The organism is Sorangium sp. So ce363, from assembly GCF_051520435.1.
GTDB lineage: Bacteria > Myxococcota_A > Polyangia > Polyangiales > Polyangiaceae > Sorangium > Sorangium cellulosum_B.
Window position 1 is genome coordinate 12,761,683 of sequence record NZ_CP150333.1, and the last position, 23,128, is coordinate 12,784,810.

At 71.4% G+C, this 23,128-nt stretch carries 21 protein-coding genes; 4 read left to right on the plus strand and 17 right to left on the minus strand.

The window, feature by feature from the left end:
* Positions 1–5: 5 nt before the first annotated feature.
* The 12 genes from WMF12_RS48085 to WMF12_RS48140 form a co-directional block, all read right to left on the minus strand.
* Positions 6–455, minus strand: a complete 450-nt coding sequence (locus tag WMF12_RS48085; protein WP_437743413.1) for a type II secretion system protein — start codon at positions 453–455, stop codon at positions 6–8.
* Between the two features lie 3 nt (positions 456–458).
* Positions 459–872 carry a type II secretion system protein GspG gene (locus tag WMF12_RS48090; protein ID WP_437857717.1) on the minus strand — a complete coding sequence of 138 codons (414 nt, stop codon included), beginning with the start codon at positions 870–872 and terminating at the stop codon, positions 459–461.
* A gap of 6 nt (positions 873–878) precedes the next feature.
* Positions 879–2,105, minus strand: coding sequence for a type II secretion system inner membrane protein GspF (gene gspF / locus WMF12_RS48095; RefSeq protein WP_437857729.1), 1,227 nt, complete (start codon positions 2,103–2,105; stop codon positions 879–881).
* 8 nt (positions 2,106–2,113) lie between these two features.
* Positions 2,114–3,892, minus strand: a complete 1,779-nt coding sequence (gene gspE, locus WMF12_RS48100) for a type II secretion system ATPase GspE (RefSeq protein WP_437857738.1) — start codon at positions 3,890–3,892, stop codon at positions 2,114–2,116.
* Positions 3,889–6,495, minus strand: a complete 2,607-nt coding sequence (gspD, locus tag WMF12_RS48105) for a type II secretion system secretin GspD (RefSeq protein WP_437857758.1) — start codon at positions 6,493–6,495, stop codon at positions 3,889–3,891. Before gspD ends, gspE begins: the two co-directional genes overlap by 4 nt.
* A 56-nt stretch (positions 6,496–6,551) precedes the next feature.
* Positions 6,552–6,878 (minus strand): hypothetical protein, encoded by a 327-nt coding sequence (locus WMF12_RS48110; RefSeq protein WP_437857764.1) that lies wholly within the window; start codon positions 6,876–6,878, stop codon positions 6,552–6,554.
* A 41-nt stretch (positions 6,879–6,919) separates the two neighbouring features.
* Positions 6,920–7,903, minus strand: a complete 984-nt coding sequence (gene gspC / locus WMF12_RS48115; RefSeq protein ID WP_437857771.1) for a type II secretion system protein GspC — start codon at positions 7,901–7,903, stop codon at positions 6,920–6,922.
* Between the two features lie 205 nt (positions 7,904–8,108).
* Positions 8,109–9,515, minus strand: coding sequence for a sigma-54-dependent transcriptional regulator (locus WMF12_RS48120; protein ID WP_437857788.1), 1,407 nt, complete (start codon positions 9,513–9,515; stop codon positions 8,109–8,111).
* Positions 9,516–9,645: 130 nt separating this feature from the next.
* Positions 9,646–10,212 (minus strand): isochorismatase family protein, encoded by a 567-nt coding sequence (locus WMF12_RS48125; protein WP_437743420.1) that lies wholly within the window; start codon positions 10,210–10,212, stop codon positions 9,646–9,648.
* Between the two features lie 5 nt (positions 10,213–10,217).
* On the minus strand, positions 10,218–10,661 hold the full coding sequence (locus tag WMF12_RS48130) for a hypothetical protein (RefSeq protein WP_272096930.1): 444 nt from the start codon (positions 10,659–10,661) through the stop codon (positions 10,218–10,220).
* Between the two features lie 14 nt (positions 10,662–10,675).
* A complete protein-coding gene (locus WMF12_RS48135) occupies positions 10,676–11,059 on the minus strand; it encodes a (2Fe-2S) ferredoxin domain-containing protein (RefSeq protein ID WP_012241833.1) in 384 nt (127 codons plus the stop codon).
* 625 nt (positions 11,060–11,684) lie between these two features.
* Positions 11,685–12,317, minus strand: coding sequence for a hypothetical protein (locus WMF12_RS48140; RefSeq protein ID WP_437857822.1), 633 nt, complete (start codon positions 12,315–12,317; stop codon positions 11,685–11,687).
* A 116-nt stretch (positions 12,318–12,433) separates the two neighbouring features.
* On the opposite strand from WMF12_RS48140, the gene WMF12_RS48145 reads away from it, so the two are divergent.
* Positions 12,434–13,144 carry a TetR/AcrR family transcriptional regulator gene (locus WMF12_RS48145; RefSeq protein WP_437857832.1) on the plus strand — a complete coding sequence of 237 codons (711 nt, stop codon included), beginning with the start codon at positions 12,434–12,436 and terminating at the stop codon, positions 13,142–13,144.
* A 28-nt stretch (positions 13,145–13,172) separates the two neighbouring features.
* On the opposite strand, the gene hisN is transcribed toward WMF12_RS48145, so the two are convergent.
* From hisN to WMF12_RS48160, 3 genes are all read right to left on the minus strand, one after another.
* Positions 13,173–13,970 carry a histidinol-phosphatase gene (gene hisN, locus WMF12_RS48150; protein WP_437857843.1) on the minus strand — a complete coding sequence of 266 codons (798 nt, stop codon included), beginning with the start codon at positions 13,968–13,970 and terminating at the stop codon, positions 13,173–13,175.
* A 108-nt stretch (positions 13,971–14,078) separates the two neighbouring features.
* Positions 14,079–14,804 (minus strand): alpha/beta hydrolase fold domain-containing protein, encoded by a 726-nt coding sequence (locus WMF12_RS48155; RefSeq protein WP_437873970.1) that lies wholly within the window; start codon positions 14,802–14,804, stop codon positions 14,079–14,081.
* Positions 14,785–15,879, minus strand: coding sequence for a hypothetical protein (locus WMF12_RS48160; RefSeq protein WP_437857849.1), 1,095 nt, complete (start codon positions 15,877–15,879; stop codon positions 14,785–14,787). The genes WMF12_RS48155 and WMF12_RS48160 overlap by 20 nt, the downstream gene beginning before the upstream one ends.
* 389 nt (positions 15,880–16,268) lie before the next feature.
* Here WMF12_RS48160 and htpG point away from each other — a divergent pair, with 389 nt between their 5' ends.
* Complete coding sequence (htpG, locus tag WMF12_RS48165) at positions 16,269–18,257, plus strand: molecular chaperone HtpG (protein WP_437743425.1); 1,989 nt, start codon at positions 16,269–16,271, stop codon at positions 18,255–18,257.
* Between the two features lie 62 nt (positions 18,258–18,319).
* Entirely contained in the window at positions 18,320–19,342 is a 1,023-nt protein-coding gene (locus WMF12_RS48170) for a hypothetical protein (RefSeq protein WP_437743426.1), read from the plus strand.
* Positions 19,343–19,400: 58 nt separating this feature from the next.
* On the opposite strand, the gene WMF12_RS48175 is transcribed toward WMF12_RS48170, so the two are convergent.
* Positions 19,401–20,261: a tetratricopeptide repeat protein gene (locus WMF12_RS48175; RefSeq protein ID WP_012241841.1), complete on the minus strand. Its 861-nt coding sequence runs from the start codon at positions 20,259–20,261 to the stop codon at positions 19,401–19,403.
* Positions 20,262–20,412: 151 nt separating this feature from the next.
* On the opposite strand from WMF12_RS48175, the gene efp reads away from it, so the two are divergent.
* On the plus strand, positions 20,413–20,976 hold the full coding sequence (efp, locus tag WMF12_RS48180; protein WP_437296963.1) for an elongation factor P: 564 nt from the start codon (positions 20,413–20,415) through the stop codon (positions 20,974–20,976).
* A 71-nt stretch (positions 20,977–21,047) separates the two neighbouring features.
* On the opposite strand, the gene WMF12_RS48185 is transcribed toward efp, so the two are convergent.
* Complete coding sequence (locus WMF12_RS48185; protein WP_437857883.1) at positions 21,048–23,000, minus strand: hypothetical protein; 1,953 nt, start codon at positions 22,998–23,000, stop codon at positions 21,048–21,050.
* Positions 23,001–23,128: the final 128 nt, after the last annotated feature.

Consider the following 23,128-nt stretch of genomic DNA (forward strand, 5'->3'; position numbering starts at 1 on the left):
CGGCGCTACATCTCCGCGATCTTGTTGAGATCCGATTGCTTCATGTCGTCCCGGATGTCGTCCGGCGTGTTCTCTTTCCTGTCGTCGCCGGACGAGACGACATGGACGTCGTTGTTCTCGTCACACTTGATCTTGTAGGGCTGGCCCCAGGGATCGTCCGTCTTGTTGCCGTCGATCTGCTTCGCGCTGACCAGCGCCTGGATCGTCGGGCACCCCTCGCTGCCCGCCCCGAGCTGCTGGTACTGCTCGGCGGCGCTCTTGATGATCGTCGCCCCGGTATAGGCGCTCTTGACGCGCGACTGCTTGAGCTTCGGCCACACCACGAGCGTGGCGCCGCCGGCGATGATCGCCATGATCGTCACGACGATGAGCACCTCGACGAGGGTCACGCCCCGCGAGAGCTTCCGGCTCAGCCGTCGAATCCTTCTTGCGCTGCTTGCTCTGTTCGTCTCCATCTCTCACTCCACCCTGTCAAGGCCGCCTATTTCGCCGTCCGGTCCGTCGCTCATGAGATCGTATCCGTCCGGATCCTTCCTTCCGGGACAGGTGAGCCGGAGCGGCCTGCCCCACGCGTCGACCGGGTCGATCGCGAGGTATCCCTCGCGCTTCAGCTCTTCCAGGGAACCCGGGCACCGCCGCTCGTGATCCGCGCGGTACAGGGTGATCGCCCCGTGGACGACGGACAACGTGGCGCGGGTCGATCGAATTCCCACGAGCCGCCGCTCGCGCGCGCCGAGGAGCAGCAGGAGGACCACCATCGCGAGGCCCGCGGCGAAGGGCCTCGCCCGCGCCACGCCGGTCCGCCGGAAGAGCCCGCCGCCGCGCTCCCAGGGGAAGAAGATCGTGCTCTCTCGCTGCCTGCGCCGCCCCATAGCCACCTACCCGACGAAGCTCGACATCTGGATGAGCGGCATGAGGATGGATATCGCGATGAACGCGACCGCGCCGCCCATGATGACGATCATGAGCGGCTCGAGCAGGCTCGTGAGCACCTGGACGCGGGTCTCCACGGCGGAGTCGTAGGCATTGGCGACGTTCTCCAGCATCGCCTCCAGCTGCCCGCTCCTCTCGCCGATGGCGATCATGTGGGTGACGATCGGCGGGAACCGGCCGCTCCGCTTCAGCGGATCGGCGATGCTCTGGCCCTCGCGGATCGACGCGATGGCGTCGACGATGACCTTCTCCAGGGCCGCGTTGCCGAGCACGCTCCGCACGATATCCATCGCGCTGAGGAGCGCGACGCCCGACGACAGCAGGGTCGCGAGGGTCCGCGCGAAGCGCGCGATGGACAGCATCTGGATGAGCTTGCCGAAGATGGGCGCCCGCAGCACGAACGTGTCCCACGCGAGGCGGCCCTTCGGCGTCCGCACCCAGCGGCGGAACCCGTACACCGCACCCACGAGCGCGAGAAGGACGAGCCACCAGTAGCTCGAGGCGAACGCCGACGTGCCGATGAGCGCCGCCGTGTACCAGGGCAGCGCCTGGTCCATGGAAGCGAAGATGCCGGTCACGTTCGGCACGACCGCGACCATGAGGACCGAGATGAGCCCGATACCGATGAGCGCCATCAGCGCGGGGTAGGCGAGGGCGGCGGTCACCTTGCCCACGAGCTTCGCTTGGTTCTCCATGAACAGGGTCAGGCGGGTCAGCACGCCCTCGAGCGTGCCGGACGCCTCGCCGGCGCGCACCATGCTCACGTAGAGCGGCGGGAAGACCGAGGGGTGCGCCTCGAGGGCCTTGGCGAAGCTCGTGCCTTCGCGCACCTGCTCGCGCACCTGCGTGAGCACCCTCTTCAGCGACTCCTTCTCGACCTGCTCGATGAGCGCGTTGAGCGACTCGAAGAGCGGGATGCCGGCGCCGATGAGCGTCGCGAGCTGGCGGGTCATCACGGCGACGTCCGACGTCGAGGGGCGGCCCGCGAAGGCGAAGATCTTGAGATCGCGCTTCGCCTTCGCCTTCGCGGCCTGCTCCTCGGTCGCGCCGGTGAGCATGATGCCGTCCTTGCGCAGGGCGGCCCGGAGGGCCTTCGCGTTCTCCGCGTCGCGGACCCCTTTGACCGGCTTGCCGGTGCCGACGAGGATGCCTTTGTATTCGAATACCGCCACGGCCTTCCCTACTCGTCGACGATGACGTCTTCCTGCGTCGCCGCGAGCACCTCCTCGACGGTGGTGATGCCCTTGAGCACCTTGCGCGCCCCGTCATCCCGGAGCGTATCCATCCCCTGGGAGATGGCGACCCGCTTGATGGTCTGCGCGTCCGCGCTCTTCAGGATGTGCGGACCCACGGCGTCATCGACGACCATCAGCTCATAGATGCCCCGCCGGCCGATGAAGCCCTTCTGGTTGCAGGCGTCGCAGCCCCCGGGCTTGTAGAACACGGCCCGGTCGATGTCCTGACCGATGTAATCGTACTTCTGTCCGTGCACGCTGTAGCGGTTCGAGAGCTTCCGCCGCGCCTTCCAGGCGAGCCGGTCCTCGTCGAGGCCGAGCTGCTGCAGCTCGTAATCGGAGGGGCGGTAGGCGACCTTGCACGCCGGGCAGAGCAGGCGCACGAGGCGCTGGGCGAGGATGCCGATCACGCTGCTCCGCACGAGGAACGGCTCGATCTCCATCTCGACGAGGCGGGTCACGGCGGCGGCCGCGTCGTTCGTGTGGAGGGTCGAGAGCACCAGGTGGCCGGTCAGCGACGCGTGGATGGCGATCTCGGCGGTCTCCTTGTCGCGGATCTCGCCGACCATGATGACGTCCGGATCCTGGCGGAGGAACGCGCGGAGCGCCGAGGCGAAGGTGAGCCCGATCCCGGGGTGGACGTGGATCTGGTGGATGCCGCCGATCTCGTACTCGACCGGGTCCTCGGCCGTGAGGATGTTCCGGCTGGGCTCGTTGATCCGGTTGAGGCAGGCGTAGAGCGTCGTCGTCTTGCCGCTGCCGGTCGGGCCGGTGACGAGGATGATGCCGTCCGGCCGCTGGATGAGCGCGTCCATGATGGCGTACTCGCGCGGCGCGAAGCCGAGGTCGTCGAGCCCGAGCAGGACCGACGCCTTGTGCAGGATGCGCATCACGATCCGCTCGAAGCCGCGGCTCGTCGGTACGGTCGAGACGCGGATGTCGACGCTCTTGCCCGCGATCTTCAGCGTGATGCGGCCGTCCTGCGGGAGCCGCTTCTCGGCGATGTTGAGCGCCGCCATGATCTTCACGCGGGCGATGATCGGCGCCATGAACTGCTTCGAGGCGCGCTTCGCGACGTAGAGCTCGCCGTCGATCCGGTAGCGGACGACGACGTCGCGCTCCTCGGGCTCGATGTGGATGTCGCTCGCCCGCTCGCGGACCGCCTGCGCGAAGAGGCCGTTGACCCAGGCGATGATCGGGGCGTCGTCGTCCGAGTCGATGATGTCGACGAGGTTGTCCTCCTCGAGCGCCGTGTCGCCCTCGAGCTTCGCGCCGCCGTCCTCCTTGCGCTCCCAGATGCGGTTGATCGCGTTCAGCACCGCGTCGCTCGTGGCGACCGCGATCTCGACCGGCTTGCCGAACAGCGCCCGCACGTCGTCGATCGCCGTCGTGTCGAGGGGGTCGGCGACGGCGCAGTAGACGACCCCGTCGTGCTCGGCGAGCGGCAGGATCTTGTGCTGCTTGGCGTAGGTGATCGGCACCCGGCTCGCGAGCTCGAGCGGCACCGCGTCGATGTCGATGCGCGGGAGGAGGCCGACCTCGCACTCCTCCGCGAGCGCCTTGGCGATGCTCGCCTCGTCGGCGATGTTGGACGAGACGATGAGCTCCGCGAGCTGCTGACCGCGCTCGCGGACGGTGTCGTAGAGCGGCACGAGCCGCTCCGCGGGGACGACGCCCCGCCGGACCAGGATCTCGCCGAGGTACTGCTGCTGCTGCAGGCTCATTCCACGCGCTCCATCTGCCGTCCGCCGCCCGGCGGCCGCCGCGTGGGCCGCGGCGGCGGGGCGCCGTTCGGGGGCGGCGGCAGCTGGGCCGGCTCGCCCTCCATGTCGACCGCGCCGGGCTGCATCTGCGCGGCGCCGGTGGCCTTGCCGCCGAACGTCGGCAGGCCGACCGGATCCACCGGCGCGTGCTCGCGCGGCCCCTTCGGGCGCGCCTCCTCCTCGAGGCGCGCCCGCTCCTCCTCGGCCAGCATCGACTGGCGGATGTCCTCGACGAGCCCGTTCGCGCGGCCGAAGTCGCGCGGCGGCTCCCACGCGGCGCTCTCGCTGAAGACGAAGTAGCGGTCGATGAACTCCTGCCGCTCCTGCATCTTGCGCTCGAAGATGGTCCGGAGATCGTCCTGGTCGCGGATCACGTAGGGCGTCAGCACGAGGAGGAGGTTCGTCTTCGTCTTGGTCTTGACCCGCTGCCGGAAGAGGAACCCGAGCACCGGGATGTCGCCCAGCACGGGGATCTTCGTCTCCGAGGTGGTCATGCCGTCGCGCATGAGGCCGCCGATCACGACGGTCTGCTGGTCCCGGACGACGAGCGTGGTGCTCGCGGTGCGCTTGTTGATGGGGATCGCGCCGAGCGCGCCCTCGAGGGGGGCGCCGGCGTCGGAGATCTCCTCGGAGAGCTCCAGCCGAACCTGGTCCGAGTCGTTGACGTGGGGGACGACCTTGATCTTCGTGCCGACGTCCTGGCGCGCGGCGGTGCCGCCGGCGCCGCCGAGGCCGCCGAGCAGGCCGGCGAGCCCGCCGAGCCCGCCCGCCGCGGCGCCCGCGCCGCCGGCCAGGCTCGCGAGCTGGTTGAGCCCGCCGCCGCCCACGTTGGTCTGGAGCGGGATGTTCTGGCCGATCGAGATCTCGGCCGCCACGTTGTCGGTCGCGAGGATGTGCGGCGTGGCGAGGACGTTGGAGTCGCCGTCCTGGGCCAGCGCGTGCAGGACGACGCCGAACGCGGGGATCGAGATGCCCGTCCCGAGGATGTTGTTCGAGCCCGTGATCGCGGGGCCCTTGATGCCGAGCGCGAGCGCGCCGAGCTGCGCCGGCAGGCCGATGACGGACTGGCGGATGTTGTTGCCGCCGTAGACGACGCTGTCGTTCGGGTCGAGGCCGTCGAACGGCGCGCCGGCGTGGTAGCCGATGCCGAAATCGAGCGAGCGGCTGACGTTCACGTCCATGATCACGGCCTCGATGAACACCTGCCGCCGGGGCTCGTCGAGCTGGTCGATCACGGTGCGCAGCTGGGCGTAATCGTGGGGCGACGACGTGATGAGGAGCTTGTTGCTCGCCTCGTCGCAGGTGACCTTGACCTGCCCCTCGAAGATGTCGTCGGTCGAGCCGGGCACCGCGGGGGCGGCGCGCGCGCCCGGCCTGCCGCCCACGGGCGCGCCGCCGCCGCTCCCGCCGCCGAGGACCTGGTTCAGCGTCGCCGACAGCTCCTTGCAGCCGGCGTGCTGGAGCGAGAGCACGTGGACCTGCCCCTCGCCCGTCTGCGCCACGTCGAGGCGCTTCAGGATGCCGAGGACGCGCAGGTAGTCCGGCTCGGTGGCGGTGATGATGAGGGAGTTGGTCCTGTCGTCCGCGATGATGCGGGCGCCGGTGCCGCCGGCGCCGCCCCTGCCGGGCCTGCCGCCGCCCGCCGCGCCCCTGCTCGGGTCGACGATCTCGTTCAGCTTGGTCGCGACCTCCGCCGCGGAGCCGTAATGAACGGGCTGCACCCAGAGCTGATCGCCGGCGCCGCCGACGTCGATCTCCTCGACGATCCGGAGCATGCGCTGGATGTTGGACCCGGTGTCCGTGATGATGAGCAGGTTGCCGGGCGGGTAGACGGTGACGTCGCCGTCCTTCGATTTGAACTTGCTCAGGACGCCGCCCGCGTCGTTGGCGTCGATATGGGACAGCCGGTACATGCGGGTGACGAACCGGTCCTCCGCGGGCACGGGCGCGGCGGCCCCGAACACGGGGGTCGTCTCGGACACCGCGCCCGGCGTCTCCACGATCTTGAGGAAGCGGCCGTGGGGGATGACGGTGAGATCGTTCGAGGCGAGGATCGAGAGGAACGCGCTGTACGCCTCGGCGACGGTCACCTTCTCCGGCGCGTACACCGTGGCCTTGATCTGCCGGAGCTTGCCGCCGTAGATGAAGCGGCGCCCGGTGATGTTGCTGATGGCCTTCACGAGCTCGGGGAGGTCGGCCTCGTCGAGGTTGAAGCTGACCTTGTAGCCGCCGGGCTTCGGCTTGAACTCGATCTCCTGGACCCCCTGCTTGACCGCGGCGAGCGGGTCGTCCCCGGCGTCGGCCGGGGCGCCAGGCGCGCCTGGCGCGGGCGCGGCTGCGCCCGGCGCGCCAGCAGGCGGAGCGCCTGCGGCCGGGGCGCCCGGCGCGCCCGGCGCGGGGCGGGCGGGCGGCGGCGGGACCTGGCCGGGGGTCCGCAGCACGGGGACGCCGCGGTTCGCGGGCTGCGCTGCGGCGGGCGGCGCCGCGGCGGCGAGCACGAGCGCCGCCACCGGCGCGGCGAGGAGCCTCCTCCGGAGGCAGCAGGATCGCTCGAGGGTCGTCATCACCATCAGTCGACTCGATATTCTCTGCGTTGGTTGGTAGGGGGAGGCGGCGCCGCTCAGTCGGCGTTCGGCGCGTTCGGCGCGTTCGGCGCGCTCGGCGCGCTTTCGCGCGCGGCCGGCGAGGGGGGCCGCGGCCGCTTCGAGCGAGAGGTCTTGCCCAGGGCGGTCTTGCTCGCGCCGGCGGAGGCCTCGCTGTCGGCCTCCTCCGTCGCGTCCGTCGCGGACTCATTGTCGTGGGGCGGCAGGACGGCCTTGGCGACCGACACGAGGACGAGGCTCATGACCCCGACGAACGTGAGCGAGCCGAGGACGAACGTGCCGATCACCATCAGCGTCCGCCGGAGCAGGCTCCCCTCGTTCAGCGTCCCTATCCATCGCGCCATGCCGCTACCCTGCTTTCGTCCCTGGATTCAGTCCGGAGCGCTCACTTGATGTTGAAGTCGATGTTCATCGGCTTGCCCTTGCGGTTGATGCTCACCGTGAGCCGGTCCGCCGTCCGGAGCCGCGCGTAGGCCTCGAGGGCCTTCTGCGGATCGCTCATCTCAAACCCGTTGATGCTGGACAGCCGATCTCCGTTCTCCAGCCCGAGCGTCCCTAGCAGAGAGTCCGGACGAATCCCGAAGAGACGGATGCCCACCACCTTGTCTCCCTCCTTCTCGGGGACGATACGCGCGGAGCGCATCAGCTCGCCCTGGTTCTCCAGGATGTGGTCGACGGCGCTGCGCTCCACGTTGAACTCGTTCTCGCTCACGCGCTGGATCTTCGAGGCGATCTCCGGCGGGATCTTCTTGCCGCCGCGGGCGGCGGGCTTCGACGCCGCGCTCGTCGACGTCGTCGCGGGCGCCGGCGCCGGCGTGGCGCTGGCGCGGGCGACGGCGTGGTTGCTGCCCACGACGGCCTGGCACCGCGAGCTGCCGGACGTCAGCCAGACCCGATCCCACCCCACGTAGTAAACGGTCTGCCCGCTGATCTCATCCCCTTGCCGGCGCAAGATCGCCTTGCCGTCCGAGCCGGCCATGGCCGCGAACGACCACGCGGGATCGTCGGCCTGCGTGATGAGCAGGACGCGGGCGCCGTCGCAGGAGGGGTCCGCGTACGGGTCCTTGTTGGGCAGCTCGTGCGGGACGCTCGGGATCTCGACCGGCTTGCCGTCGAGCGGCCCCGTCACCGAGTCGAACGGGTTGCGCGAGAGGATCGCCGCGGCGCTCGTCGTGTGGTCCGTGTTGCTCGCGGTCGACCCGAACGACGCCGGGCGCGTCGGAGGGCTCGGCGGCGCCGGCGGGGCGTCGATGGCGACGCTGGAGACCACCAGCTGACCCATGCCCGACGCCTGGAAGTAGGCGGCGAGCGCGATCAGCGCGCCCAGCACCCAGGGAAAATACCGCTTCAGGATCGCGTCGATGCCCATGCGCCCATCCTCCTCTAGGCGAGTTTCATGCCAGCGGTCAATCGCCGGTGGTTTCCCGCGTCTTCACGAAATTTCGGGAGCTGTCCCGCCAAGGTGACGCACCCCAGCCGCGTCGGACGGCCTTCGTTGCCAAAGTGACAAATGGATTTTCGCGGGGTGCCGGCGCACGGGAGCGCGCCGTGTCCGCGGGACGGCGCGCGCGGCGTCACTCCAGCTCGCCGAGCTTTCGGTAGATGGTGCGCGTGGAGATGCCGAGCAACTGCGCGGCGACGGATTTGTCCCCGCGGGCGTGGCGGAGCGTCTCGCGGATGAGCCTTCGCTCGACCTCGTCGAGGGGCGTGCCGACCGAGAAGGTGAGCGAGCTCGGCTCGGCGGGGGCGGCCTCGCGGATGAAGTCGGGCAGGTCGTCGACGGAGAGCTGGTCGCCGCGGCAGAGGACCACGGCGCGCTCGATCACGTTCTCGAGCTCGCGGACGTTGCCCGGCCACGTGTAGTCGGTCAGGCGCGCGAGCACGTCGCGCGGCGCCTCCAGGCGGGGGCGGTTGTTCTTCGTGCAGTAGACGCCGAGGAAGTGGTCGACGAGGAGCGGGATGTCCTCGCGGCGGGTCCGGAGCGGGGGCGCCGTGATCGCGATCACGTTGAGCCGGTAGAACAGGTCCTCGCGGAAGCGGCCGGCGGCGACCTCGGCGCGCAGGTCCTTGTTGGTGGCCGCGACCACCCGCACGTCGGCGCGCACCGTGTCGCCGCCGACGGGCTCGTACTCGCCCTCCTGCAGCACGCGGAGGAGCTTCACCTGCACGGCGGGCGAGAGCTCGCCGATCTCGTCGAGGAACAGCGTGCCGCCGGCCGCCTTGGCGAAGCGGCCGTCGCGCTTCGCGAGGGCGCCGGTGAACGCGCCGCGCTCGTGGCCGAAGAGCTCGGCCTCGAGGATGGTCTCCGGGATGGCCGCGCAGTTGACCGCGACGAACGGCCCTCGCGATCGCGCGCTGCGCTCGTGGATGAAGCGCGCGAGCAGCTCCTTGCCGGTGCCGCTCTCGCCGAGCACGAGCACCGTGGCGCTCGAGGGCGCCGCCTGGGTCGCGATGTCGAGCACGCGGCGGAGCGTCGGGCTCGATCCGACGATCTCGCGCTTCGTGAGCAGCTTGATCTCCTGCCGGAGCGAGCGGTTCTCGGCGACGAGCGACTGGCGCTCGGCCGCCTTGCGCACGCTCTTGATGATCGTCATCCGCTTGAGCGGCTTCTCCACGAAGTCGTAGGCGCCCTCGCGCATGGCCTGGACCGCGGTCTCGACGGTCCCGTAGGCGGTCATCATCACGACCTCGGTGTCGGGCGCGAGCTGCTTCAGCGCGCGGAGCAGCTCGAGGCCGCTGACGCCCGGCATCATCAGGTCGGTCAGGACGACCTCGACGCGGCGGCTGCGCACGATCTCCAGGGCCGCCTTCGCGCTGTCCGCCGTGATGACGCGCATGCCGTCGCGCTGGAAGATCTTCTCGATGGAGGCGACGTTCGACGGCTCGTCATCGACCACGAGGACCGTCGGCGCGCCGGGCGGCGGCGCAGCGGGGCCAGCAGGCGGCGCGCTCGAGGGGACTTGTGCCAGATCGTCAGCCATGCGCCACTGTGTCACAGACGTCAGCGGCGTGTCCAGGAGAGCACGGGTCTGACAAAGTCCGATCCGGCGCCTGACAAACTGACACGCCGACCTGGTCCCCGCGCGCCGCCCGCGAAGATCGCGGGATAGGTCAGCGGATGAGCTTCGACAGCTGCTTGAAGTCGTCCGTGCCGGCGATCCTGAGCCAGTCGAAGACGACGGTCTCCGCGGTGGTGATGGTGGCGCCTGCGGCGCGGCAGAGATCGAGGCCGGCGAGCCGGTGGTCGTCGCGGCGGGAGGCGACGCCGTCGAGCGGCACCTGGACGAGGACGCCGCGCGCGGCGAGGTCGCGCACGGTCTGGAAGACGCAGACGTGCGCCTCCACGCCGACGACGATGGCGGCGCGGGGCGCGCGCCCGGTCGACGTGCGCAAGGCGCGCTCGAACTCGGGGGAGCCGCAGGCGGAGAACTCCATCTTGGGGATGACGGGCGCGCCCGCCTGGGCGAGCCGCTCGGCGATGGGCGCGACGGTCGGGCCGAGGCCTGCGGGGTACTGCTCGGTGGCGATGACCGCCGCGCCGAGCCGCCGCGCCGCCTCGATCAGCACCGTGGCCGCGCGGGTCAGCGCGTCCATCTGGGGCGCCGGCATCGCGCCGGCGAGCTTCTCCTGGACGTCGATGACGATGACCGCGCTGTCTGCGGGCTCGATCCTTTGCATGGTGGCTACCTCGTGGCCCGGAAGCTCCTCAGGAACCGGAGCAGGTCGCTCCGCAGGTCGAAGCGGAGGAGCGCCTCGCCGATCAGGGCGCCGCCGTCTCCGACGAGGACGCCGGGCAGGACGGTCATCGACGTCATGAGATCGCCGGGGCGCACGGTCTTCCGGCCGGCGAACGCGCAGCGGCGGCCGTCATTGGCGGTGAACTCGAAGGAGTAGGGCAGGGTCCCGGTGCGCGCGACGTCGAGGCCGAGCCGCCCGGAGAGGTAGCGGTGGTCGGCGAAGCCCTCGGCGTCGATCTCGCCCTCGATCTCGACCTCGGGCTTGCGCAGGAAGTCGAGGAGGCCGCGCGAGCGCGCGCGGATCGTGAACGACATGGGCCGCTCGTCGGAGGGCGAGTCGACCAGGTGGAAGCTCCCGGCCATGGTCTCGCAGAACTCGAAGCCGCGCATCACGCCTCCGCCCATCACGCCTGCGGGGGCGCGCCCCGGGGAGGCGCCGGCAGCGGCGGGGCGGCCGTCGCCTCCGTGAAGTCCTCGGGCGGGAGCACGAGCCGCTCGACGCGGCGGCCCGACGCGAGGGCGTCGACGATCTCCGGGACGTCGGCGGGGGTCACGCGGCCGTAGAAGTAGCCGTCCGGCTCCACCGCGATGACGGGGCCCGCCCAGCAGACGTCGAGGCAGCTCGCGGAGCAGGCGCGCGCCTCGACCTTCGCGAGGCCCCGCTCGGCGAGCGCGGCCTTGAGCTGCACGTGGATGCCCTCGGCGCCGCGCTGAGCGCAGGAGCCCTTGGGAACGCCGTCGGGGCGGCGGTTGACGCAGACGAAGAGGTAGCGCTTTCGCTGGGGCACGAGGCGGATCCTCGTGCGTCGCGGGGGCCAGGTCAAGCTGGGGAGAGGTAGGGCGGGATGCGCCGGGGGCGCGCGTCGAGCTTCGCCAGGGGGCGGGTCGGCGGCCGGACGGGCGCACAGATGCTGTGCGCGAGGCATTCTTGGGCCCGGTGGCGTACCGTACTCGGAGGTTGTCGACGATCTTGGCGGTTCAGACTTCTTCGGAACCCCATTCGTAAAGGTTATCGAGACTGCGTTTGACACGAGGCTACTGTGTCACACCCCAGGGGTTTTCATGGCTACAGGTGATTATAGACTCATTCCAATGGTAGCAAGCTACCTTGGTTTGAGCCCAGTTTCAGCGCAGTGGAGAGGAATCGATGCGGTCCTCCCGATCCTGGAGCGCATGCGCAGCGACGGGGCGATCGTCCTCATAAAGCTTGATGGTGGTAGAGGTCCGTCCGATAACGGCCCGTATACTGTCCTTGCTTCCGGTGGGCCTCTCAAGGGCGACTTTGTTCGTGCGGAGGTGTCATCGATTGAGCATGGTGTCGCAAAGGTGGTCGTGGAGTATGCGAGAAGGTGCTGGGGGTTCGTTGAACCCTCGTAACCTGCTCGGGGGGTGAACGCCGGCAGGCTCCTCGCCTCAGGCCCCGGCTTCTGCGGCGGTGCGCGCGCGGTGCCGGCGCCGCGCGAGGTTCACGATCCCGATCGGCGCTACGACGAGCGCCGTCGCGAACCCGAGGACGCCGACCACCATCCCCGCGAGGCTCGCGAGCGCGAGCCAGAGCACGTCGAGCGCCGCCGGGTTGGAACCGGACGAAGAGCGCTCATCGACGCGCATCTCCCTGCGCAGCTCCCCGACCTCTCGATCGAGCAGCGCCTCGAACGGCCGGCCATACAGGCTCTCGCTGCGGCGGCCGCGGAAGAACGCGCGAATCGTCCGGCGCGGGGCCGAGAGCAGCCCCGCGAAGAGGCCGCCCAGGTTGAGCTGCCAGGCCGCCACGAAGCCCTTGCAGCCGGCGCCGAGCTCCCAGGCCGCGATCTCGAACTCGCCGATCGCGTTCGTGTCGTAGCCCGTCAGCACGTGGTGAAGGTCGTGGTAACGCACGGCGCGCACGCGCGCCCGGGTGTTCGGGAACGGGACGGGGAGCGGGCCGAGCTTGAAGTCGACCCACGCGTCGCCGTACCCGCCGTCCGCGCCGAAGCGGTTCACCTCGAAGTAGAGCGCCCGCGCCTCCCGCATCGTGAGGCGTTCGTCGTAATGCACCAGAGCCATGGCACCACCCTCGTTCGATGACTTCAGTCACTGACCATGGTCATTCTTCGCGCTCGTTCTGTCAAGGAGATCTCCGCTTGACGTGGAGGCATCCGCGGCAACAGATTGCCCGGTCGATGAGCAAGGTCATTCCAGGCGCGACGAAACGCCGGAAGCGAGCCGCGGCGCCGCGAGCTCCGGTCGCGCCGGCGCCGGTCGCGTCCGCGCCGATCGCGCCGGCGCCCGAGCGCGGCGGGCGCGCCCAGCAGAAGCTCGACACCCGCCGGCGGATCCGGGACGCCGCGTGGGCGCTCTTCACCGAGCTCGGGTACGACGGCACGACGACCAAGGCGGTGGCGGAGCGCGCGGAGGTCGCGACGGGGACGGTGTTCGTGCACGCGCGCGACAAGCCCGACCTGCTCATGATGGTGATGCACGACCGGCTCGCGGCCGCTGTCGACGCGGCGTTCGAGGCGCTGCCGCGCAAAGAGCCCCTGCTCGCTCAGCTGCTCCACGTGTTCCAGCGGCTGTTCGCGATGTACGGCGAACAGCCGCTCGTGTCGCAGGCGTTCGTGAAGGCCTTCCCCGCCGCGTCGGGCCCGAACGGAGAGCGGCTGAACGCGCTCACGTTCGCGTTCCTGCACCGCGTCGCGGGCCTCGTGCGCGACGCACAGGCGCGCGGCGAGGTCGCGGGCGACATCGACCCGCTCGCCGCGGCGCACAACGTGTTCGCCCTCTACTTCGCGGCGCTCCTGTCCTGGCTCAGCGGCTTCGTGACGCTCGGCGCCGCGCTGGATCCCGTGCTGAAGAGCTCCCTCGCCCTCCAGTTCCGAGGGCTCAGGGCGTGAGGCGCCGGCGCTCCAACGTCGGCGCGCGTCAGCGCGCGCCGCGCCGAGGATCGCCGGCGCGGAGCGCGGCGAGCACCTCGGCGTGGGTACGCGGGTCGCCGGCGGCCACCACGTCACCGGCGCTCGCGGCGTCGAGCGGGCGCCCTTCCCAGTCCGTCATGACCCCTCCGGCGCCGGTGATCACCGGGACGAGCGCCGCGAAATCGTGGAGCTTGAGGCCGTACTCGACGACCACGTCGATGCTGCCGCTCGCCACGAGGCCATACTGGTAACAATCGCCGCCGTAGCTCACGAGCTTGGCCCGGGACGCGACCTCACCGAAGGCGCGGGCCTTCGCCGGGGGGAAGTACTGCGGGCCCGTGGTGGAGAGGCGCGCGAGCGAAAGCCCCGCGCACGCGCGGACGCGCGCCGGCGCGCCGTTCCAGAGCGTCTGCCGGCCCAGGACGCCGAGCCAGCGATCGCCGAGGACAGGCTGATCGATGACGCCGAGCACCGGCCGGCCCCGGTGCAGCAGCGCGATGAGCGTGCCGAAGAGCGGCTTGCCCGTGATGAACGCCTTCGTCCCGTCGATGGGATCGAGCACCCACACGAGCTCCGCCCCCTCGTTCTGGAGGCCGAACTCCTCTCCCACGATCCCGTGGCCCGGGGCGTGCGCGGCGAGGAGCTCGCGTATCGCCGCCTCGGCCTCGCGGTCGGCGATCGTGACAGGGCTCGCGTCCGCCTTGTCGTCGGCCTCGATGCCCTTGCGGAAATAGCGCTGGATCACGGCGCCGCTGGCGTCCGCGAGCCGCTCTGCCAGCTCGACCAGGTCCTGGGAAGGGGTCATCGTCTCCTCCGTGGGCCCTCGACGCGAGCCTCACGGCGCGATCCCCTACGCGCGCCGCCCGCTCACGGCAACCACCTCGCCTCGCAGCGCCCCGGAGCGAGCTCCGCATCAGGCCGCATGAGGTCGCGTCGCCCCCGGGGCGCTCGACGACAGGCTCGCTCGGAGATACGAGCCCAGCGTGCCCGTGCCCCGCACCCCTTCCGGGTGGAAGTCGGCCAGCACCGGCCCGTTGTGGGGCATGTCCCGCAGCACGTCGAGCGTGAAGTCGACGCCCGCCTCGCGGGCGCGCCGCGCGAGCTCCTGGCCCTCGTCGTGGAGGCGCTCGGCGTCGCCGACCTGGATGAACAGCGAGGCTAGCCCCTCCAGACCTGCGTGGAGCGGCGACAGCCGGGGATCGTCCAGCGGGGTCGCGCCCGCGAAATCGCGCGCCTGGCGCAAGAGACCCTCCCGGGTACCGTAATCGGTCGCGTCGTTCGCGCGCGCCGAGGCGCTGCTCGAGGTGAGGTCGAGCCAGGGAGAGATGAGCGCGGCGCAGCGCGCCTGCGCGCCGCGGTCGCGCAGCGCGAGCTGCGTGACGAGCGCGAGGTTGCCGCCGGCGGAGTCGCCGGCGAGCGCGATCTCCCCCGGCGCATGGCCGCGCTCGACCAGCGCATCGAAGGCCGCGAGCGCGTCCTCGAGCTGCGCGGGGTAGCGGTGCTCCGGCGCGTGGCGGGCATCGTAGCGGACGCCTCCCGCGATCGCGGCGTCCTGTGCCCGCGCCGGTCCGAGCGCCGCGCCGTCGCTCCTCTCGGCGAGGCGCGCGTTGCGGCGCGCGTCAGCGCTTCTTCCGCGGATCGCCCCGGAGGATCGGGTACGCCATCAGCAGGCTGAACCAGACCACCAGGAACTTCGGGTCGGTCAGCGTCTCGAACGGGATCTCGAAGCGCTCGTTCGCGGTCGCGGCCTCCGCCTTGCGCTGCTGCGCCTGCGCCACCGCGGGGCTCACGACCTCGATTCGCCTCGCGCCGCTCGCGCCGCTCACGGCGCCCGTGCCGCCGGCCGCGGGCATCTTCGGCAGCAGGGTCCCCTCGGCGATCGCCTTCTCCTCGGGCGTCCGCTCCGTCCTGAGATCCGGGTCGATGATCACCGCCGCCGGCTCGAGCCCCTCGGGGTGCTCGGCGCCGCCCGGCTCCGCGGTCGCGACCCGCGCGTCCTCTTTCTCCGGTCGATCCACCGGGACGAAGCGCGGCGCGACCTCGCCCGGCTGCCGATCGCGGAGCTCGACGGTCACCTGGGTCGGGATGTACAGGCGCCGCGCCTCCTCGATCGGGACCACGGTGTCCTTAACGGAGGCCGGCGGCCCGCCCGCGAGCTCGGGCACCTTCGCGCGCGCCGCGTCGATCGCCGCCTGCTCCGCGGCCATCGCGGCCTTGCAGCTCGGAAGGGACGGATCGAAGTCGAGGCCGACGGCGCTGGCGCCCCCCTTCCTCCGCTCCTGGGGCGGCGTGCACTCCTCGTGGATGCGCTCCGCGACTTCGTCATCCTCCCGGTGCAGGAGGCCGAGCGGGAGCTCCTTGCGATCGTCGATGCCGTTCGCGACCTCCGGCCGGGCCACGAAGCGGTACCGCACGCGGAGCGCGAGGGTGCGGTGCCCCGCGGCGTCGACGACGGTCACGGCCTCCTTGGCGAAGCTGTCCGTGGTCGCGCCCTGGACCTCGCGCCGGCTCACCATCACCCGGGACTTCCGCAGCCCCGTGAACACCGATCGCGTCTGCGTCCGCACGCGCTCGAGGATCTTGAAATCGCTCGTCCCGGTCGGGACGTAGACATAGCCGTCGAACTGGAGCACAGCGGGCGGACGCTTCACGTCCCGATCGGCCGTCTTTCCCCGATCGCCGCACCCCGCGAGCGCCAGCACCCCGGCCAGCACGCCGATTGCCGGGAGAACACGGAGGACTGCACGGAGAAGTGCTACCACAACAGATCTCCACGACGGCGAGGGTGCAACGCCGGTGAATCTAGCTCCGGCGACCTGATGAAGAAACCCTTACCCACCGGAAAAGCCGGGCAGGGATGCGGGGATCGCGCACAGCGACCTGAACGTGACGACCCGGCGCGCAGATCCCGACCTCGACGCAGGCGTTGGCCCGCGGCCTGGTGAGCCCCTTACCTCGGCCGGGGGGCGCCGCGGCGGTGAGGCTTCGAGCTGGCCGCGGAGCGCGCTCGGAGCGAGGCGACACACCGCGGCGCGTCTTGGGGACGCCCCGCGGCGCGCCGGGGGATTGCCCTTTCGAAAATCGGATCCATTTGGTCGCCGACATGAACACGGAAAGCCCGAACCCCGAAACCAGCGGTTCCACGCCCTCTGCCGAGCCTTCGGGTGCGGCCCCGGGCCCGGAGACGCCCGCGTCGACCCCGTCCGAGGAGGCCAAGGCCGCCGGCGCGGTCGAGCTCCCCTTCCAGGCCGAGGTGCAGCAGGTCCTCGCGCTGGTCATCAACTCGCTCTACGCAAACCAGGAGGTCTTCCTCCGCGAGCTCATCTCGAACGCGTCGGACGCGCTCGACAAGGCCCGCTTCCTGGCCCTCACGCGCGAAGGCGTCGCTGAACAAGCCGGCGAGCCCGCGATCCTCATCACGCTCGACGACGCCGCCCACACCCTCACCATCGAGGACAACGGCATCGGGATGACCCGGGACGAGGTGGTGCAGAACCTCGGCACCATCGCCCGCTCTGGGTCGCTGGAATTCCTGAAGGCCAACGCTGAGGCCGCCAAGCAGAAGAAGGACGGCGGCAAGCTCCAGCTCATCGGCCAGTTCGGCGTCGGCTTCTACGCCGCGTTCATGGTCGCCTCGCGCGTCGACGTGCAGACCCGCTCGATGCTGCCGGGCGCGGAGCCCGTCCTGTGGCGCTCGTCCGGCGCGGGCTCCTTCACCGTGGCCCCCGGCGATCGCGAGCACCCGGGCACGAAGATCGTCCTCCACCTCAAGGACGACGCGCGCGAGTACACGAAGGTGTGGCGGATCAAGGAGATCATCCGCAAGTACTCGGATTTCGTTCATTTCCCCATCAAGGTGAACGACGAGGTCGCGAACCGCTCGGCCGCGCTCTGGACGCTGCCCAAGTCGCAGATCACCGAGGAGCAGCACGCGGAGTTCTTCCGGCACGTGACCGGCGGCTACGAGGGGGAGAAGCCGCTGCTCACCGTGCACCTGTCGATCGACGCGCCCGTGCAGTTCCACGCCCTGCTCTACGTGCCCGAGAAGGCGCCGGCGGACATGTTCCACAAGGACCGCCGTGGCGTGCGCCTCTACGCGAAGCGGGTCCTCATCGTCGAGGACTGCGACAAGCTGACGCCGATGTACCTGCGCTTCCTGCGCGGCGTCGTCGACTCCGAGGACCTCTCGCTGAACGTCTCTCGCGAGATGCTCCAGGAGAACCGCACGCTCTCCCAGATCGAGCAGCAGATCGTCAAGCAGGTGCTCAAGTCGCTCAAGGACCTCTCCGAGTCGGAGCCCGAGCGCTACGCGGCTTTCTGGAAGGAGTTCGGCCGGGTCATCAAGGAGGGGGTCACCAACGACTGGAAGAACAAGGACGCGATCGCCGAGCTCTGCCGGTTCGAGTCGATGAACACGGAGGCCGGCAAGGTCATCTCGCTCCGCGACTACGTGGCGAAGATGCCGGAGGCGCAGAAGGAGATCTATTACGTGACGGGGCTCGGCCGCCACGCGGTCGAGCAGAGCCCGCACCTCGAGGCGTTCCGGAAGCGCGGCTACGACGTGCTGTTCCTCGTGGATCCGGTCGACGAGTGGTTCGTGCAGTCGCTGAACGAGTTCGACAAGCGCCGCCTCAAGAGCGTGATGCACGGCGATGTCGACCTCGGCGCCGAACCGGAGAAGAAGGACGAGCCGGAGGCGTCGGTGGACGCGGCCGTGGCGGCGGTCAAGGCGGCGCTGGGCGACCGGGTGAAGGACGTGCGCGTCTCGCGGCGCCTGACCGACAGCGCGAGCTGCCTCGTCGCCGCCGAGGGGGACCCAGGGGCGAACTTCGAGCGGATCATGAAGCTCATCGACCAGAATACCGGGGAATCCAAGCGGATCCTGGAGCTCAACCCGGGCCACCCGGTGGTGAAGAACCTCAATATCCTGGCGGGGCGCGAGGCCGGCTCGGAGCGGGTGAAGCAGTGGTCCGAGCTCCTCCTCGACCAGGCCCTCCTCGTCGAGGGCGTGGTGCAGGAGCCGGCGAAGCTCGTCCGGCGCATCCAGGATCTGCTCGCGCAGGTCAGCTCCGCGGCCGTCAGCCAGCCCTGACGAGCCGCGGTTTCTTGGCCGGGGTCGAGCGCCGGTGATAGGCGCGGGACGAGGTCGCCAGGATGTCCCGAATCGCAACACCGGCGCTCGGCCGCCGGGCCTTTCTCCGAGCGCTCGGCGCGGCGGGCGGCGCCCTGGCCGCGCCGGGGCTCTGGGCGCCGGCGCCGGCGCTCGCCAGGGCGGCCTCCAGGGTGAGGGCCGTCGAGGCGTCGGACATCGGCGTGACGCTGAAGATCGAGCTGTCGAACGCGCCGTTTCCCTGCGACGGGGCTCCCTACCAGGACGCCACCGCGATGGTCTTCGTGCCGGCCCATTACCGCGCGCCGGAGAGCGATGAGCTCGACCTCGTGATCCACTTCCACGGCCACGTCACGACCGCGGAGCGGGCCATCGCGGCGCACAAGCTCCGCGAGCAGCTCCACGAGAGCAAGCAGAACGCGGTGCTCGTGGTGCCGCAGTGCGCGGTGAACGCGGCGGAGTCGCCCCCGGGCAAGCTGGGGCAGAAGGGCGGCCTCCGGCGGCTGTGCGGCGAGCTCGCGTCGGTGCTCGCGAGCCCCTCGGCGCGGCGGGCGCTCGGCGATCGTGCCATCCCGCGGCAGGCGAGGCTCGGGACGCTCTGCCTGTCGGCGCACTCGGGCGGATACCGCGTCGCGGCCGCGTGCCTGCGCCACGGCGGCTGCGAGGTGAACGAGGTGTACCTGTTCGACGCGCTGTACGGCGAGGTCGACGCGTTCCGCGACTGGGTGCTCGAGCGGAAGGGCCGAACGGGGCGGGACAGGCACAAGCTCATCAGCCACTTCGTCGCGGGCGACGTGCGGCGGCTCAACCTCGAGCTCGAGCGTGCGCTCGAGGCGCAGGGCGTCGCCTGCCTTCACGAGCGGCGCCCGGGCGAGCTCACGCGCAAGCAGCTCCTGGACGGCCGCGCCATCTTCATCCAGGTCCCGCTCGCGCACAGCGCGGTGACCTTCGAGCAGAACGCGTTCCGCGACTGCCTGTTCGCGTCAGGCCTCCGCCGGCAGCTCCGATCCAGCTGGTTCAAGAAGAAGGACGAGCCGCGCCGGATCGACGTGCGGCGCGGGTCCTGACGTCGTCCCGCCGCCGCGGCGCCGCGTGGGGGGCGCCGGCCGGTCGTGGCGGCGCGCGTCAGTGCCGGAGCGAGACGTCGGCCAGCGCGAGGCGCGCGTCGTTGATGTACGCGCTGTCCGGGAAGCGGCGGATGAACGACCGCAACGTCGTCTTCGCGTCGTTCCAGGCCTGGATGTCGAGGAGGCACTCGGCGAGGAGGAAGGTCGCGTCATCCATGACCTCCCGATCGGGCGACGCCTCGGAGAGCGTCATGAGCAGCGGAATCGCGTCGCGCTGCCGGTTCAACCTGCGGTAGGCGCGCGCCAGGTTGAGGCGGGCCGACGGGGTGTGCGACGCCGTCTCCTTCTGCCGGATGGCGTCCTCGAAGGCGACCGCGGCCTCGTGCCAGCGGCCCGTCCGCATGTGATCGAGGCCCGTCTGGTACGATTTGATCGAGAGCTCCGAGCGCGACTTGTCGACCGAGTCGGAGAAGAACGCGAGCTCGGCGCGGGTGAGCGGCGCCTTGCGCAGCGCCTCGAAGCCCTCGATCACCTCCTGTCGCCGCTCGGCACGGATGAGCTCGTAGAACGCCGCGGCGTCGCTCTCGGCCTTGGCGCGCGCGTCGCTCCGCTGCTGCATCTCCTTGAGATCGGCCTCATGCTTCGCGATGCGGTCGCGCGCGCCCTTGGTCTCGGCCTGGACGGCGTCCACGCGTGCGTCCCAGGCGAGCTTGACCACGCCGATCACCACGATCACGAAGAGCAGGTTCGCGCTCGCGCTGTTCCAGAAGGCGCGCCGCTCGTACGCCATCTGGCGCTTGGAGATGCTCTTCAGATCCGCGGCGAGGGCGTTCGTGAGGTTGTTCGTCTTGATGATGAGCCCACGGGATTCCACGATCTCACGCTTGATCTCCCTGAGCTCGTCGTCGAAGTCGTGCATTTTCAGGTCCTGAAACCGTGTCCTGTGCAGGAGGCCGTGCTCGTGCTAAGGGGGCCGCGAACGCGGACCCCCGAGCCGCGCCAGGGTGCCGCGGACGCGGATCCCCGGCCTCGCCGACAGGCCGCCCTTACGCTACCAGGAAGCTCTCCCCATGGACACAAGCGACATCCGAAAAGGCCTCAAGTTTATGGTCGACGGCCAGCCCTACTCGGTCATCGACTTCCAGTTCGTCAAGCCGGGAAAGGGGCAGGCGTTCACCCGCGTCAAGATCCGGAACATGGCGACGGGCGCGGTGCTCGAGCGCACGTACAAATCGGGCGAGAAGCTGGAGCCGGCGGACGTGGAGGAGCGCAGCCTCCAGTACATCTATCCGGAGGGCACCGACTTCGTGTTCATGGACGCGGCGACCGGCGAGCAGCTCACGGTCCCCGGCGACAAGATCGGCGATGACTCCAAGTGGCTGAGCGACGGGATGTCGATCGACGTGACCCTGTTCAACGGGCTACCGATCGGCGTCAGCATGCCCCCGCACGTGGTGCTCCAGATCGTGAGCAGCGAGCCGGGCGTCAAGGGCGACACGGCGAGCGGCGCCACCAAGCCCGCCACGGTGTCGACCGGCGCGACCGTCAACGTCCCGCTCTTCGTGAAGGAGGGCGAGTGGATCAAGATCGACACGACCGACGGCAAGTACCTGGAGCGCGTCAACAAGGGCTGAGCCACGGCTGACCCTCGGCTGACGCTCGGCTGACCCTCCGGGGGCGGGGCGCGCCCACGGGCCGTCGGGGGTCACTTCGCCTCGAAGATCACGGCGGCCGCGCCGGCGACGCACGCGACGCGGGCTCCTCCGTTGGCCGGCGCGCACGCCGTCGCCTGCGCGAGGTCGCCGCCCGTCCAGAGGCGCGCGGCGCCGCCCGCGGTCGCCACGAGGAGCCCGCCGGCGGCGGGGATCGCCAGCGTGGCGCCGTCCGGCGACCGCGCCGCGCCCTGAGGCGCGGGCGTCGTGAGCGGGAACGACAGCGCGGACGAGGCCGGCGCGGCCGCCCGCAGGTCGATCGAGATCAGCGCGGCGCCGAGGGCGATGTCGAAGCCGCGCTCGGACGCGGCGAGCGGAACGAACGGCAGGCGCTCCGTCCCGGCGCAGCGCTCGGGCGCGGCCGCGCCGGGCCGGGAGCGAGGCCCCTGGCCGCGGAGCAGCGGGAGCGGGACCTGCATCTCGCCGACGGCATCGGGCGAGCTGCGGAAGAGCGCGAGCAAGGTGGGCGCGTCGCAGCGCCGCTCGACGGCGACGAGCTCCGCGGGCCCGGCGTGGACGGCGGCGGGCCAGGGAGGGATGTCCGTCGCGGACTCGGTGGACGTGGCCGGGTCGACGCGGACGACGCCCTGCGCGGTCCTGACGAGCAGGGCGCCGCTCGCCTCGAACGCGAGCGGGCCGAAGGCGCCGGTCCTGGTCGGCTGCGGGGCAGCGGCGGTGCGGTACACGGCGGCGGCGGTCGCCGGCGGCGCGAGCTTCGCGAGGAGCTTGCCGTCCTCCTTGGTGCGCGCCTCGGCGCCGCCCCGGTCGAGCGCCGCGATGGCCGCGATCGGCGCGCCCCGCGTGGACGCCGCGACCGCCTCCGCGTGGCCGATGGCGGCCGCGAGCCCCGGCTCGCCGCAGCGCACCGGGCCTGGGCCCGTCCAGACGAGGGCCTCGCCGGCGCGCGCGGCGTCGCGGCCGGCGGTCGCTCCGGCGCCGCTTTCGGCGTCGGCGCAGAGGGCGGCGTGGAACCGGCGCAGCCGCTGGGCGGAGGCGGCCACGGCCGGCGCCGTCGACTTGCCGCGCGCGTCCCGGAGCAGGGAGGCGGCGAGGGCGCGCAGCGCCTCGCCGGGCTGGGCCGCGTCGCGCGAGAGGCCGGCGGGGCGATCCAGGAAGACGAGCGGGGCGCGGACCTCGGACGCTGGGCTCGCCGGGGCAGGGAACGGGCGCAGGGCGCCTTCGATTCCGACCGAGACGATGAGATCGTCGCGGCCGTCCGCGTCGCGGTCGGCGACCTCGAGGGAGGCGGAGAGCGCTTCCTCCGCAGGCGGCGCGCGGAGGCGGAGCTCCAGGGCGAGCTCCGGCGGCGCGCCCGCGCCCGCGGCGGGCCCGGGGAGGCGGATCACGGCGATCCAGCGCGTGGGGCCCGTACCCGCGGCGCCGCGGTGAGCGCCGCCGCACTGCGGGGCGAAATCGAAGGCGAGCGCGGAGGGCCCGATCTGGCTGAGGCCGACGCGCGGAGTGCACCCCTGCGCGTCGAGATCGCCGGGGAGCGCGGCGAGCGTGCGCAGCGCCTGCGGCCGCGCGGCGGGCGCGAGCAGGAGCTCGCCGCGCAGGCCGTCGGGCGACCGCGCCCAGGCGACGAGATCGCGCGCGCCGTCCCCGTCGACGTCGAGGAGGAGCCCGGTCTCGAACGTGCGCCCGGTCGGCGCCGCGGCCACGGGGCCGCCCTCGAGGGGCCATCGCTTGCCGCCTTCTGGCGCCGGGACGCTCGGCACGACCGCGAACCGAGGCGCGGCGGCGTCCGGAGCGCCGGCGTCGGCCTCGGGGCCGGCGGTCGCCGCGCCAGGGCCGACGCCGCTCAGCGGGGGCGGGGAGCCGGAGGGCGCCGCCGAGCCGAGCGTGTAGGGCGTGTAGGGCCTGGAGCTCGGGCAGCCATCGCAGCCGGCGGCGGCGAGGAGCGGGAGCAGGGCGCGGAGGAGCTTCGAGCAGGATCGATCGGGCATCGCGGGCGGACCCGGCGGCGCACCGGTGTGCGGCGGGCGGCGCAGGAGTAGCACGGGCGGCGGGCGGGCGTCGTGGAGCCGGCGCGCCATCCAACCGCCCGCGCGCCGGATGGCGCCGGTGCGCCTTT